9 protein-coding genes and 2 pseudogenes are annotated in these 14999 nt (G+C 66.2%); 5 read left to right on the top strand and 6 right to left on the bottom strand.

All coding sequences use genetic code 11. The features are described 5' to 3' along the window. A pseudogene (locus tag ADL01_RS10725) lies at nt 1–347 on the bottom strand (ISL3 family transposase); the annotation flags it as partial. Between the two features lie 234 nt (nt 348–581). Here ADL01_RS10725 and ADL01_RS10720 point away from each other — a divergent pair. The 3 genes and pseudogenes from ADL01_RS10720 to ADL01_RS45985 all read left to right on the top strand — a co-directional run bounded on the left by ADL01_RS10720 (nt 582) and on the right by ADL01_RS45985 (nt 5762). Then, nucleotides 582–1943, top strand: coding sequence for a hypothetical protein (locus ADL01_RS10720; protein ID WP_053741704.1), 1362 nt, complete (start codon nt 582–584; stop codon nt 1941–1943). A 115-nt stretch (nt 1944–2058) separates the two neighbouring features. Beyond that, a pseudogene (locus tag ADL01_RS47715) lies at nt 2059–2136 on the top strand (hypothetical protein); the annotation flags it as partial. 440 nt (nt 2137–2576) lie between these two features. After that, nucleotides 2577–5762, top strand: coding sequence for a hypothetical protein (locus tag ADL01_RS45985; RefSeq protein WP_053741702.1), 3186 nt, complete (start codon nt 2577–2579; stop codon nt 5760–5762). Between the two features lie 111 nt (nt 5763–5873). On the opposite strand, the gene ADL01_RS10705 is transcribed toward ADL01_RS45985, so the two are convergent. From ADL01_RS10705 to ADL01_RS10685, 4 genes are all read right to left on the bottom strand, one after another. Then, nucleotides 5874–8003, bottom strand: a complete 2130-nt coding sequence (locus ADL01_RS10705) for a hypothetical protein (protein WP_159049492.1) — start codon at nt 8001–8003, stop codon at nt 5874–5876. Between the two features lie 140 nt (nt 8004–8143). Next, nucleotides 8144–9178 (bottom strand): hypothetical protein, encoded by a 1035-nt coding sequence (locus tag ADL01_RS10700; RefSeq protein WP_053741700.1) that lies wholly within the window; start codon nt 9176–9178, stop codon nt 8144–8146. Continuing rightward, entirely contained in the window at nt 9179–9757 is a 579-nt protein-coding gene (locus ADL01_RS41660) for an SAV_6107 family HEPN domain-containing protein (protein WP_159049493.1), read from the bottom strand. A gap of 803 nt (nt 9758–10560) precedes the next feature. Further along, nucleotides 10561–11385: a DUF6602 domain-containing protein gene (locus ADL01_RS10685; RefSeq protein WP_053741698.1), complete on the bottom strand. Its 825-nt coding sequence runs from the start codon at nt 11383–11385 to the stop codon at nt 10561–10563. A 523-nt stretch (nt 11386–11908) separates the two neighbouring features. Between ADL01_RS10685 and ADL01_RS10680 the strand changes: the two genes are divergently transcribed. Together ADL01_RS10680 and ADL01_RS10675 are read left to right on the top strand one after the other, a co-directional pair. Further along, on the top strand, nt 11909–12241 hold the full coding sequence (locus ADL01_RS10680; RefSeq protein ID WP_053741697.1) for a histone-like nucleoid-structuring protein Lsr2: 333 nt from the start codon (nt 11909–11911) through the stop codon (nt 12239–12241). 246 nt (nt 12242–12487) lie between these two features. Next, entirely contained in the window at nt 12488–13108 is a 621-nt protein-coding gene (locus ADL01_RS10675) for an SHOCT domain-containing protein (protein WP_234354583.1), read from the top strand. A 216-nt stretch (nt 13109–13324) separates the two neighbouring features. Here ADL01_RS10675 and ADL01_RS10670 read toward each other — a convergent pair whose 3' ends face one another. After that, on the bottom strand, nt 13325–14314 hold the full coding sequence (locus ADL01_RS10670; RefSeq protein ID WP_053741695.1) for a hypothetical protein: 990 nt from the start codon (nt 14312–14314) through the stop codon (nt 13325–13327). Nucleotides 14315–14999 lie beyond the last annotated feature (685 nt).

The raw sequence follows: 14999 nt of genomic DNA, 5'->3' as shown, positions 1-14999 counted from the left end.
CCGGATGCGGTCAGGGAGTGCACGGCCTGGAACAGCCTCCTGGCGTACCGCCCGGCCCGGATGTCCGCCGCGGTGTCCTCGGCGGTCTCGTCGTCCGGCACCGGGTCGGCCTCTTCGGCCGGCGGAAGGGCCGCGGGCAGGCAGCCCCGATCGGGGGCGTCGGCGGTAATGCCTTGCCGGTATGTCAGCGAGCCGTCACAGCAGACGATTTCAACGCCTGGGTGCTCACGGAGCCAGCGGCTGAGCTGTTCCGCGTCCCGTCCCTCCCAAAGCGTGAGAGGAAGACGGGTGGTGGTGTCGACCAAAAGCGTCCCGTAGGTATCGCCGTAGAGGGAGAAGTCGTCCACGCCCAGCACCCGCGGAGTCCCCTCACACAACACCCAGAACTCGCTCCCAGCCGACCACAACAGCGCACGAAGGCAAGCAGTGCATTCAGGGGGCGGGGTTGCTCGCCAGTAGAGGCACCGCCACCGATCAGCCCCGCCCCGGCAACCAGCTCCGTTGTCAGTCAGAGGCCGAGCCACGACCACCAGAACCTGCCTACCAATATCAATGTCAGAGGCAGGACTTACCCTCGAAGCATGACCCACAACGTGCTGCATCGCGGTTACGGGATCACTATCGACTTGAGTGCGTCAGACCTGGGTAACCCCGACCACCCGGGGCTCCTGCAGGAGATTCACCGCAATTACAAGCCCGACCTTCTCTACTGCCTCGGGGCGCACGAATACGGGACCGTCTGCCCCGGGTTCATGACCATCGTCGAGAAGAACGGCCGCTACCACGCCCGGCACGTAACCAGGGGCGAGGTCTCCGAGACAGCAGGTGAGAGCGAGCTACACAAGGCGCTCAAGAACCACACCGCCGAAGCAGCCAGCCGGGAGGGCTTCAACGTCTGCGTCGAAGACCGAGCCGTACATGGTCGCCGTCGTACTGATGTAACGGTCGCCGGGGCCAGCGGAAAGAAGATCGGCTACGAGATCCAGATCTCACCGATCGCGAGTGGTTCTGTGGACAACAGGACGCGCACCGCGGTGGACGACGGCCTGACACCGCTATGGCTCGTGACGAACGAGAACTCACTCGCCATCGACCGGGCACCTTGGGCCAGACTGAACGTCCAACGATGGCAGGACGTGGGCAGCCGGGACGCCTTGCGCGTACGAGGAGGCGTCAAGGCGTTGCGCATGGTCCGCTGCGACTGGAGCACTCAGCGCGAATGCCCCAAGACGGGAACGCGCTGCGGCGGTTGGCACGCCACGTGGGAATCAACCCAGGCGCACTACGACGACATGGTGCGCATGACAGCCACGGGCGAGCTCGTGACACTGTTCATGCGAGCACGAGCAGGGCGGCGGCGCGGCTGGCACATGTGGGTGAAGCCGTCGGACAAAGCGGAGTTCCTCCAAGGCCGTCCGGAACCAGATCCCTATCTGCCGGCATCGACTGCAGGCTCAACCGCCACGCTCCTCCCCGCCGAGCCGCTCCCGCCCGACCCGCACTGCCACTACGGCCAGGACACCGGGATACGCACGGAACTCGCGCGCCCCCGCGACAGCGGCGATCCCATCGATGCCTCCGACTGGCTGTCGAAGGAGCCGCCGCCCGAGTACAGGTCCACGTGGAACGTGGACGGCTGGGAGATTCCCGGCGATGTAGTGGCGGCGAGGCTGACGTTGGATTCCGCCCTTCAGCACCTTGGAGCATTCGCCGACGCCCTCCCGGCGGCAGCCGACATCGCGGCAGGACGAGCCGACATCACCCGCGCAGAACGAGAGCGGTGGCTCACAGCCCAGGAAGAGTGCAGGCGGCTGGCCGCCGCTCTGGCGACCCACCCATGGCTACGCTCGGCCCACGATCCGTTCAGCGCCCGCAGGGCAGTCTTTGCCGCCGCGCGCACAGCTCAGGCCGTGAAACCCACTAACTCCTCGCAGCTGCCCTGAAAGAGATCGCCTTCAAAGAGGGTGCAAGATCACCCCCTCCACCTACTACGCCCACCACAAACGACGGAGCACGCCGTCGGCCAGGACCGTGCGGGACGCCGAGCTGTAGGAACAGATCAGCGAGGTCTTCGAGGCCAACTACCGCGTCCACGGGGCCAGGAAGATCTGGCGTGAGCTGAACCAGCAGGGCCATCTCGTGGCCCGCTGCACCGTCGAACGCCTGATGCGCCAACTCGGCATCACCGGAGCGGTCTGCGGCAGACGCGTGATCACCACGCTGCCCGGCGGACAGGTCGAACGGGCGCAGGACCTGCCGGACCGCGACTTCGTCGCCGCTGCCCCGAACCGGTGCTGGGTCGCCGACTTCACCCACGTGAAGACCTGGGCCGGTGTCGTCTCCGTTGCCTTCGTCGTCGACACGTTCTCCCGCCGGACCGGAGCCCGCCAAGGATTTTCCGGGCGGCGCTGCACACCACACCTGACGCATTGTCCGACGCAACAGATAATCTCATCGGGTGGCCCAAGACGTCGCTGCACCGTCGGGACGTGTGTGACTTCGCAGGCTCCAGGGGTGCTCCGGGGCGTGTGCCTCCTTGGGTGGATGGGTGCTGACTGTTTTCGGAGGAACTGCTGGTGGCGCAGATCGACTTCCGTCTCGTCCAGACGGCGGTCATGGGAGGCCAGGATTCGGACCAGCCGGTCATCCTGCCCGAGGAGCCGCACAATCTGGATGAGTTCCGCCGCCAGTTCGGCAAGGACGACTTCTGGTGCGGCACGCTGCTCGGTGGCTGCGGCGAGCGGCTGATGACCAAGCGCTACGAAACGAAGGTCTGTCACTTCTCCCATTTCCCGGACCGCGACGGAAGCCGGGCGGCCTGTCATCGCACGGCCAACGGCGTCGACAGCGCCGATCACCTGTTCGTCAAAGCGCACGTGACGCAGTGGCTGGCGGGCCAGGGGCACGCGGCGCAGGCCGAGTTGTGCAGCCTCGGGCACGGCCCCGGGGATGCCGTGGACTTCGTGCTGCGTGCCACGAATCAACGCCTGCGCTTCGAGCTGCGGCCCAACGACTACCGTAGCTGGCGTGGAACGGCGGACAGCCTGGCCGCCAAGGAAGGGCATGTCGAGTGGGTCTTCGGGCTGGAGAGCGCCATCACCCGGGATATGACTGCCCGATACGGCTATGCCCTGCGGGTGCGGTGCGAAACCGACGGCAACAGCCGCCGGGTTCTGATCGGCACGGTCACCGACAACCGCCCCGTCGCCTGGTCCCCGCTCGAGCAGTGCCGGATGACCGGCAACGGCCTCATCACCCCCGACCTCGACGAACTGCGTAGCCGCGGGCTGATCCGCGAGGGCGCCGCGCGCCACGACGCCGTGGCCGGCAGCCTGCCGCTGCGCGGCGCCGAGATCGTCTTCGCGATCGACGGCGAGGCCCGGCCGGACACCGACTCGCCCCTAGTGGAGAGCGGCCGGTACCTGATATCCGGCTTCATCAAACCGGCCGGACACCGGATCCTCAAGGCCCAGCTCTCCTTGCCCCACGACACACCCCGCCCCACCGAGCAGTACGTGTACCGGCTGGCGGGCGCGGTGCGCCTGCTGGTCACCGAAGCCGACCGACCGGGTGAGAACACCGGTTGGGCGGTGCGCGCGGACAGCCTCATCCAGCTCAAGGGCCTGGACGCGGAACGTACCGGCCTGTGGCGTCCCTCCGTCGCCCTGGACGAGCCCCTGCCCGCGCCGAAGCCCGCCACGCGGCCCGCCCCGGCCTCCACCGTTCCGGTGCAGTCCCAGGGCAGCCGCACCGCCATACTGCTGCGGCGGGCTCTCGAAGACGTGGCGCGGGAGGGGGCCACCACCACGTGGAAACTGCTAGGCGAGCGGATCGGCCTGGATCTCGCGCACCTGCCCGATCCCAAGCGCCGGGACCTCCTCGTGGAGGTCGACAAGCCGCGAGACCGGAACCGGCCGCTGTTGTGCGTCCTGGTCCGCGCGCCCTCCGGCCGTCCCCTGTCCTATCTCGCCACCGTGCTGCGCCTGCTCCAAGTCCCCGCCCCGGCCTCGGAGTCCGCGCTGTACCGGTGGAGCGACGAGCAGATCCGCGCTGCGCATACGGCGTACGGCCACCCTGCTCCTCCCCTACCGGCATCGGCTGCCATTGCGGAGGCGCCCCGCCCCGCGGAAGCGCGGGCCGCCCAGGAACAACTGACCCTCCTCAAGGCCCAGTTGGCCGTGGGCCGTGCCACGTTGCCCCACGCCACCGGCCGTCGCGCCGCCCGCCTGACCACCACGGTCAAGGACGGCGAACAGCACCAACGGCTCTACGAGACTGTCCGGCAACGCAGGCAGGAGCTGCGCGCGTGGCAACGAGAGAGCGAGCGGCTCCTGGACGACCTCGACCGCCTCATTGGCCACCCTCTGCCGGCGTCTGCTCCCCCGAAGAAGAGCACGCCCGCCGGCCCGCCCGCCGCCGCGAAGAGCCCCGTCCCGCCGGGGAAGGACCAGCGCACGTTCCAGGCGCAGGCGACAGCAGACATCGCCCGTCTGACGCAGCTGTTCAAGCAGGCCCGTGATGCCGACGACCTGAACGAGGCCAGACAGATCCGCAAGGAAGTCTCACGGATCGCCACGGAACGCCTGTCCAGTGAGCCACGGCAGAACCTCCTACTGCTCCGCACCGACCTGCAGACCTGGATCAACAGCCGTGAAGCAGCAGCCGCCCACGCGGCGCTGCGCACCTTGTTCGCCGACCTCGCGACGGCCGGCCCCGCCCCCACGCCTCTCGCCCTGCGCAGTGCCCTGGCCCACTCGAAGATTCTCAAACGACGCTGCCCCGGCCCCCTGCCGCCGGACCTCCACACGGCGCTCACCCGCGTGGAAGCCCAGGTCAACGGCGAATCGGTGACTCCAGACGACGGAGCCCCGTCGGCGTCCCACCCGTCACCCAGTGGCGCGCCACCTTCCGAGTCTGCCGCTTTCGCAGAAGCCCGAGCGGAGTTCGCCTGGCTCGTGCAGGAGATCCGCGCCGCGCAGGAGGCCGGCGACCTGGCTGCGGTCCAGACCGCGCGCCACTTGGCCGGACCCATCTACGGCCGGCGTCTGTCGCCCGAAGACCGTTCCACCTACACGCCGTTGATGCGCGAGGTGAAGGCGTGGTGCCAGGAACAGGATCCGAACACGGACCCGATCCTGCGCCGTATCCGTCAAGTCCTCGCGGAACTCGGCCGTGCCGGCAACGGTCTGGCCACCGAGCAACTCGCCGCGTTCCTCGACGAGATCAGCTCGCTGAGCCGTCAGTTGGACCGGCGCCTGCCGGTGCTCGAAGAGGTTCACGTCAAGCGGTGGAAGCGCCAGTTCAAGGCCCGCACCTCGAGCGCGCCGCGTCGTGCCGCACCGCGCGCGGCGGACCCGGTCAAGGCCGTCCCCGGTCCCAAGGCCACCGCACCGTCTCCCCCGGACCGTCTGCCGATCGAGACCATCGACAAGCTGGCCGCCATCGCCCGGGACGTCCTCAAGGACGCGGCGCGCAGCGGCGGCTCACTTCTGACGTGGGGTGACCTGCGGCTGCGGATGGCGGGCGGGCTGCCGCACCTGCACCCGGACGACCAAGGTGAACTCCTGGTCGCCGTCGACCGGGAGACACCGGTCGGTGAACCGCTGCTGTCCACACTCGTCGCGAGCTCGGACGCCTCGCTGCACTGGCTCTACCGCCACGTCCGCTTCAGCCTCGGCCGCGAACGCATACCCGAACCAGACCTTCCCGCCCACTGGGCCACCGAAGTCCTGCGCCTGCGCCAAACCTGGCGCCACAGCTGACCTGCCGCACTCAGCGAACGGCGTCCGGGCACAGCCGGCCCGCCGTTCAGCTCGGTCGCGGACACCCGCCGGCCCCGGCTCACTGCAACGGTCCGCCACGACTGCACACGGCTACGGGTAGACACCGAGCTCGTAGTGGGACACCCCGGCGTACACGGTCACGGTGCCGTCGTCGTGCTTCTCGCCCCAGGGGCGTTCCGGGAGTGAGATGTCCAGGAAGCTGCCGGAGCAGCCCTCGCAGCAGTCGAAATGGTCCTGCCACGCTGTCACGTCCGCTTCGGTGCGAGGGTTGCGCATCGTATGGACGTCGTGACCGCTGCACTCGTCGTTCGGGCACGGTGCGCCGTGGCCACAGTCCGCGGTGCCGCACGGGCAGGGACGGTCGCACCCGGCCGGTTCCCAGTCCTGGGTGATCACGGCACGTTCTCGGGGTGACTTCCGATCCGCTGTCAGGGCTGCCACGACGTCCTGCCGGGACGCCCCGGTCGCTTTCTGCACAGCGTCCGTGAGCGCGACCACGTTACCGAGGTCGGGATCAGTGCCCGAAAGCCATACGGTCGGTGAGCCTGACGAGTCGGCCTCGTTGCGGTACAGCCTCGCGAAGAACGAACGCGTCCCCGTGTCGTATCCCCAGTCGCTGCCCCGCTCCCAGCCCCGAAGCGGCAGAGCCAGGGTGAAGTCCTCAACGATTCGCTGCCCTTGTGGCACATAGAGCGCGGTCATACGGTGCCAGCGACAATGCGCCAGATCGCCGTGGACGATGGCGGTGCAGGCGTCGGCGAGGGCCGGATTCCCTCGGCAGCGCCGCTTGGTGCGATGCGCACGGCAATACGTCTGCGTCGCCTCGATGAGCTGGTCGCACTGCCGTCCCCCCGTGTCACTGGGTGCCATACAGCGCTGGCGGTGCGCGGCGGCGGGGTGGCGATTGACCAGCGTGCCGTCGGCCCGCTGCTGTTCGATCTCGCGGTGGATCCGGGCCACGCTCTCATTGCGCGCCGCGCCCTGCAGCGGGTAGACAGTGCCTTTCGTCGTCAGCAGGTTCGTGAAGGTGTCCGGGGCGAGTTGCGGCTCCAGCAGCAGCCGCAGACCGTCCTCGCCCACCGGGTACTCCACCGCTTCACCCGACGGGAGGACGCTGCGCAGGCGCCGGCTGGTGACCAGTTCGAGCCACAGCTCCAGCATCAGCTCGCAGTCATCAGAAATGGGCTGGAAGAACCAGCGCTCCTCCGCGTCATGGATGGCGCGGATGCCGCGGTGGGCCTTGGTCCGGGACGCTGTCTTCGCCCGCTCCCGCAGTCCCTGGGCGCCCGCCAACGTGGTGAGGTCCAGACGCGCCGCACGAGATGCGCCGCCGCCGACAACATGACGGGAGGCATACAGCGTGTCCACCGTCTTCGCGGCCAGCACGCCAACGTCCACCACGTCGCCGTAGGTCCGCAGGCATCGGTAGTCGCCGTCGAAGAGATTGTGGCCGATGATCAGGTCGACGTGTCCGGCCACGGCACGGAGATCCGACAGATTCTGATCTCGGAACGTGTGAAAGGCTACTTGCCTCCAGAATTCCTGTCCCGGCATGTCGGCGGCGTCCTGTCGTTCCATCACCAAGAAGCCGACTACGTCGATATCCCAGCGCTCGGGCAGGCTTCGGCCCGCTACCCGCGCATAGTCCGCATCCAGCACTCCCACCGTGCGGGGAGATCCTGAGGGCAGCCGCCGTGCCGCAGGCGTGCGATAAACGGGCGCGTGGCCATACCGGTCGGCGTCCACGACACTCGGGTCCGGCGCCACAATCGGAATCCACGCCTCCAAGTCCTCCGCGCTGGCATAAGCGCCGTCACTTCCTCCGTGCGTACACACCGAGTGCGCCACATAGAAGGCGAACCCCCGTCGCCGCAGATCCAACGCGCCTGGATCATCGGCGAGTTGGCTCTCGGAAAACACCCACAGGTAGACCGGAACGGCCAGGTCGGACCGCAGGTACCACCCCGCTTGGAGCGGCGCCCGAGGGAAATCGACCTGCGGGACGAAATCGGATGAGTATCCGTCGGGAGGCTGCGCCGTGAACTCCAAGAGTGGCTGGCCAGACTCCCGCCCCGCGTCGATCAACGCCTGAAAGGTCCACCCGCGCGACGGCACCGGCGGGCCACCGAGCTTGATCACGGAGGGCAGTTGCTCGTGCGGGGCAACCTCGCCGGTGCGCCGGGCCCGCGACGACGGCTTCTTCTTCCTCTTCTTCGGCATGCGCCGGACAGTAGCCCCCCCCTCTGACAACGGCCGCGCCCCGAGGCGACCTACCCGACGGCCCGTTGATCTTCCCGGCGTCGGACGAGGACCTCGCCCACAGATGCCAGCGCTGGCTCCCGTCGTCACCGGGCGGTCGTTCACCGAGGCTCACCCATGCCAGGCGGGGTGCGGAAGCGGTTCAAAGCGACAGCTCGGTCGTGGAACCGGGAACGGGACATCCGAGAGACCATCCGCCACATTTCTCTCTCTTCTGCGATGTCCTGTGGCAGGTCAAGGCCCATGGCCTGAGCCAATGGGTGGCGCCCCAGGTTGACCAGTGCGCGGACGGCTGCCGCCCATTCATCAGTCGCTGCAACCGCGGCCCGATACCAAAGCGGGCACAGAGCGCAGAGGACGCCGGCCGTGCCGAGGAGAACTGGAGGATCGGCACTATCAACCGATGTGGCACACAGGGCCATGGCGACGAGGACTGTGTGCCCGTACAGCAGGGCTATGAAGAAGTCGACGCTGGTGCGCGCGGTGTCGACCTGCCGGCGAGCTTGCTCGGGTGCCATCGCGGTGAGCTCGTTCCAAAGCACCTGAGAATCTAGGCGATACCGGTCATATCCATACTCCTCCAAGCGCCGAATGGCGTTGCCAAGCCTAGTAGGAGTGACCTGGTCGTCCTGCACCGGATATCTGGCCAGCCGCTCACCAAGCAGCGCCTGCTGCGTCGCTGTTAGTACTTCGTCGCGTGGATCCGGCACGGCTGGGGCTTCTCCGTCAGGGGTAAGTGGTCTCTGTGCAGTGCCTGCCGACTGCACCCGCCCAGCTGCAGCCCGACGCGCGCGGCGCGTCCGTGTGAGTTCATCGGCCAGTTCGCTACGGCGCTTGCGGTGGTGGCGACTGCGCCGCGCATACAGTCGCGCCGGCCAGAGCAGGTAACCCTCCAAAACTCGATAGAGGGGGACTTGCAAGGCATTTAGGATGAGGCCCGTCAATACGGAAGCAATCAGTAACAGCAGCGCCTTGGCGCCCGGCGAGGCAGTGAATATCTGGTTCGCCACCGGGACCTGGCGCAGGCTGGGCCCCATGGTGATGGCCAGAATGCCCAAGTTAATGGCTGTCGGCAGGATCCAGCCGACCAACAGGCTCCACCCGCCACCGAGAACACCCTTGGCGATATCCCCCAACTACTCGTCCCATTCATCGTCGTCATCGCCCAGTGGAGGGCCCGGCGGGGTGTGACCAAGGGGTATGTCGAGCGGTGGGCTGTCGAGCGCTGCGCGCTCGTCGGCGTCTCGGAACGCGGGCTCCGGGTCCGGCAGTCGCAGATTTTCAAGCTGCCGAGAGTCAGACAGGAGTATCCGCTGGCTGATCCGGAGAAACATCCGAGCATCGCGGAGCAAGTCCTCCGCTTCGCGCATGCTCGCCGCGCCCGGGAGATCGGCCTCGGCGCGAGCGCGCGTTTGAGCCCTGGCCGCGAAGAGAGCGCTCCACTCGGTCAGCTCCGGAGCTACTTCAGGAAGGACCTCCCATGCGCTGCGGATCCGCCTGCGGCGCCCATCGCTCGCGCCTTCCGGCGGCCGGCCTCGGGCAGCAAGCACGGCGGCGGCGGTGCGTAGTGCTGCCAGATGAGCCGTGGCGAAACGATCATTCGCAGACCCCATCGCAGATGCCTCTTGCAGGCCGGCCTCTGCCTGGGCCAACAGCTCCAGCGCAGGACGGGGAACGGTCCCCTGAAGCCTGCGGGCTCTCGCAGCGAGATCCATCAACTCTCGAAGGCGCGTTATCAGCGCCTCTGGGACGCTGGTGGCTGCCAAAGCGTCATCCAGCTGGTGTGCGACCGTTCCAACCGTTCGTTCCGCATCGGCGATCTCGTCGAACGCGCGGTATACGAGCGCCACAGCCTTAACGGTCTGGGCGTCCGCACCAGCCGCGAGGTGCAGGCGAATTTCCGCTAGGCACTGTGCGACTGCCGTAGAGGTCCCAGGGACGTCATTGACGTCCTTCCCATAGGTGAAACGGATAACGGTGCCGCCGTGGCCATCCGAAACAGCACCCTCTCTGACCGCAGATCGTCGACCATTGCCCGACGCCATCACACCCCCGAAGCCCACACGAATGTTGCACACGACGCCCTCACCAGTGGTGGCGTAAGGCCGCGCGACCCGCCCGAGGTTATCGCGCGGGGAACCTCCAGGACACGCGCGAGCCGGACATGCGACGCGGGACACTCACCGCAGGTTCCGCCTGCGGCCACCATCGCGGGACGGGTGGCATACAAGCGGCCTCGCCCGAAGGGCCAGGTGCAACCGCGACTGCTCTGGTAGGTACCGGAAGAGCGCGGCCTGGTACACGACCCCGTACAGCGCCCAGGAGCGGCCCAGCGGTGCGTCCGGCTGCCAGTACGGCGGGGCGGGACCGCCTCTCAACACCAACTCCCTTGCAGAGGTGTGCAGTCGGACCTCGACGCTAGCTTCGCACAGCAGCGCCGCGCTGTCCTGTGCAGACTGTCCGGCGCCCACCACGACGACATCCGTCCCCGTTGGCCTTGCAACGGCCGGTAGACGGGTCAGGGCGCGTTCTCATCAGGCGTGGAACCCACAGACCAAGTCGTCCGCATCGAGCCGATCGACGTCTGGCTCGCATAGTCGATCAGCTTTAGCGGGTCCATCCGGGCAGCCGCAAAGTGCATGCTGAGGTAGAGGGTGAACGGGAACAGCACCTCACCTACCTCGGGCAGTTCCATGAGAGCGAAGTTACTACTCTCCTGCACGGCGACCTGGGGGTGCGGGGACTCGTCCACCCAGGTGAAGTAGCCCTTGCCCATCACCCATACGCTGTCGGGGCGTTCATCGAGCGGCTTGTCTCGGCACCACTCGGCCAGCTGGTCGCCGAGTTTCGCCATGTCGATGCCGTCGAAGGCGAAGATGATGCCGGCCGTCGGCAAGTAGGTGTACTCCCGGCCGTACATCCGGTACTGCGTCTGGAACATCTGCGGGTAGAAGGCGCTCTTCGGAAGCTGCTTGACCCGTCGCAGCTTCTCGCAGGCGTCGATTAGCTCCTTGGAGTCCAGCTTCGACTTCACCTCGATGACCCCGTAGACGCACTCGCTCGGCACGATGCGATAGCTCTCCATGTCCAGCAGGGGCGGAGTGCTCCGGTCGCAGATGAGGATGTCGCACTGAGAGGACACCCGGCCGTCCACTGTGATGACCTCACCACTGTGGAACGCTTGGACATGTCCTGGTAGGTACTTCGAGATGAAGTCGACCAACAGCCGCTCACGTGCGCCGCCCTTTTCGCCGCGGTGCACGAACCCGCCGGAGCTGAGGAAGTCGGCACGTAGCCGGTCTGACGCTGACTGGAAGATCTCACCGAGGGTATTCTCTGGCACGGGCCGACCGTACCCTTTGTGCCAGCATCACAAGGTCGATTCCGGCACTTGGCAGTCGAGACGAAGGTCAGGACTCGCGAGCGAATGCTCCAACGAGCCACTGAGGGGAACTTGCCCTCGGATCTGGAGTTGTGCTCGCTTCGCGACCACTGCGAGCTGGAGCAGGCCATCAGGAAGACCGCATGGAGTAGCACCTACCCGGCTTCAGACGACCGCAGTGCGTCAAGCCAAGCTTGCAATTCAGCGGGCAACTCGACCTCCACGTGAACAGTTCTTCCGCTTTCAATCTGCTCCCCACGAGGTCTGCAACAACCTCCACTCTCGTGCACTGCAGTCGAGAGGTATCCATTTAAAGCAAACTGGCGCCCGCCCACCAGGTCAGTCCGTAACCAATAGGGCTCTTCCAGCACGAACAGCTTGCGCAACATGTCAGCGTTGAGGCAAGGCATGCCCTGCCGGTGGCGAAGTCCGCCCCTCCATGCTATTAGACTCCTTACAGCCCACTTGGAAAGAGGAAATTTCTATGGTTCAGCGCACCGTGACCGTCTTCACCGACGATCTGACGGATACCGAGGGTGAGGACATCGCTACGCACACTTTCAGTCTCGATGGCGTCAGCTACGAAATCGACCTCAATCCTGACAGTCACCAGCTACTGCTGGACGCCCTGGCGCCCTTCCTCAAAGTCGGCCGCAAGTCGGGCAGCGCACCACGCCGCCGCGGTAGCAGCAAGCCGCCGACTGATGGCCCGGATCCCATCAAAGTGCGCGAGTGGGCCAAGATCCAGGGAATTGACGTCAACGCCCGTGGCCGAGTGCCGCGCGAAGTCATCGAAAAATACGAGGCCGCCCACTGATCATCGGCTTCTGATTCGACGAGGAACCACGAAGCTCCCTCCTGCACCCGCTGCGGTGACCACGTCCCGCCTCGTAGCCATCAACGGCCGAGCCCCGGCCCGTCCCGAGAGAGTCGTCGTCGCCCTGCGCGGCCCTACCCACCGCGAGATACTAGGCCAAGGAGCCATACGAGTTGCAACATGCCACGGACCTCAGCTACACAGCGAGGCATGGCCCGCCCGTCCTGCGAAGGGGTGATGAGGATCATGTTCAAGCGTGACCCGGAGAAATCTGCGCAGAAGACCGCCGAACGCGAGAAAAAGCAACAGGCTCTCAGGGAAGCCGTAGACAAGCGAAAGGCAGACAAAGACGCGCTAAAAGACTGGCGCAAATTGCATCCCACTGAAAAGACGATGAACACCGCAGCAATGATGCGTTTGTGGCCGTCATCCAAATTCGGTATGACTGGGCAAGGACCGGTACTCGGTGGCCAGGCCGAGTTCGTGGATGCTGGCGCCCATAAGGCATGGACGGCAACAAGGCTCGCTGGCGGAGTCGCAACAGGCGGTCTCTCCGCCGTGGCAGGGCGCAAGAACAAAGGCTCGGCGGTCGTCAATCTGACCTTCGGTAACGGGGCTGCCCAGACCTACAACGTGACACCGGACTCGACGGCCCTGCGGGCGGCAAACCAGTACGTCAATGCGTTCAACGCGCTCGCTGCGCAGCTAGACAATGAGGAAGGCCCCTCCTCGTCGATCAAGGAGGTTCAAGCCTCTCCCCCTCTGTCAGTGGCCGACGAAATCAGCAAACTCAAGGCACTTTTGGAGCAGGGAGTGCTGACACAGGACGAGTTCGACCAGCAGAAGTCCCGGCTGCTCGGGACATAACGGCCCAGGGATAACCCAAGTCCGCACTTCTTCGAGTGGCTGTTTTTCCATCTCACGTCACGTTTTCGTTATCTCAGGCGACCTGGTTGGATTCGCATCTAAGCTAAGACGGGACAACACCATGCGATAGAGAGCGGCGTTCGCCTGCCGGTGTCCGCGCGATTGAGCCGACGGTTCCCACCACACCTCGCTGACAACCCGTCCCGGAGGTCGACTTCAAATGGGCCCCGACGGCAAGCCAGCGGGAAGCGGCAAGCTACTCACGACGTACTGGTTCAGAATGTCGTCGCGATCCATGAACATGATCTGGCTCCGCTTCGCGGCGTCCAAGGCGTTCCCCAGCCAGTTACGCGCAGCCTTGGTGATTTCCCCGCCGGCCACGATGAATGCGTGGTCCACGAGGACGCGTCGGTTGGTCTCCGGGTCGAAGATTTCGTGCGCCAGCATCATCAGCGCCTGATTATGGATCTCGGCGATGTTGGCATTGCCCGCCCTGGACCGCCCCGTCGCATCCAGCTTGCCGCGCTTCACCTGGATCCCGAAGTACAGGAAGTGCTGCGTCGGCAAGGTGTAGCGCATCCAGATGTCCTTGCCGTACTCCAGCGCCTTGTCCCGATGCCCGGCCGCGGTGATCCGGTGGAACCCCAGCTGCCTGAACAGCGGCAACAGGACTTCTTCGATGAGCTCATCCTCGCTGCAGGAGTCCAGGAAGGCAGCAAGACCCGAACGCCGCTGCATCTCGGCGACACTCAAGGGACGGTGCGGGTTCTGGGCCGGCTTCGAGACGGTATTCGTCCCGATGTGCCGCAGGTAGCAATGCTTATCTTCCGCGTAGAAGGCTTCGAAGCCCTCTCGCGAGAGCGCGTCGTTCAGCTGACGTAAGGCTTTGGGCCGGTCGCGTCCCTCATTGAGTGCATCCGCCGGATCCATCAGGTGGTCGATGACTCGGCAGAACGACTCCGGCGGGTGCGCAGGACCCTCGTGCGACTCCGCCAGCAACTGCTCGAGCACGCTGGCGACCCAGCGATGTCGCGTCGAACCGTCGTGCTCCCAATCCATGTCGAGCTCACCGAAGAACTCGGTGATGTACTTGCTCGATCGATAAGGAAAGTACGGGGGCTCGGCATCACCCTGAGGGACGTCGGCACCGAGGTTTCCACAGATGAGGTCGCCGAGTCTCTCCAGCGTTCGCTTCCTGAACTCCACGACGCCCCTCCCCAGAGCACAGCGGCTACAAGCAGAAACCCCATTGTGCACCGAAGGAGCGAGAGCCCCTGTGGGAGAAGCCAGCCGCCACTGCTGCAAGGCATCGATGCCAAGCCACAGCCGCCCGCCGCAGCGCACCCCACCCCCTCAGACAAGACCCCCGCCAGAACGAGTCGACGAGGATCAATGTCAGTAACAACAGTCACAGGAGATCACCAACCCCACGGACGCACTCACGTCACAAGGCTCTGACCTGGACTTACGCACTCATCCTGGATCAACTGAACGCCCGTGGAGCGGTTTCTACGACCTGTGCCATGTGGTACCCACGGAAGGACCCAAGACCGGGGCTGGAGTGCAGCGCGGCACCCGTCCGCCGCGCCTGGCCGGACCCGACATCCTGTGCCCGGTACGGTCGGGTCAGCTCGCCGCCCACGCGTCCCGCATAACCTCACTACGCAGTGCCAAAGGGCGGAAGCCACGCATGCCTGACCGCTCCGGCTCCGGCGTCGTTGGCACCAAGGGGGCCGACACCACGACCGCCCTCACACTGCGGGCCGAGGGGCACACGGGCCGGGACACCCCCATCAGGGCCCACGATGAGGCGCCGTACCGGCAGGGCCCGCCCCATTCCAGGGCTGCTGTACCAGGCATTGGGCCCTGGGCCCTTGTCCTTATGACCGCG

The sequence above is a fragment of the Streptomyces sp. NRRL WC-3618 genome, assembly GCF_001280005.1.
Lineage (GTDB): Bacteria > Actinomycetota > Actinomycetes > Streptomycetales > Streptomycetaceae > Streptomyces.
Note: the sequence above shows the minus strand (reverse complement) of the source record. Positions and strands in the feature narration are given on the sequence as shown.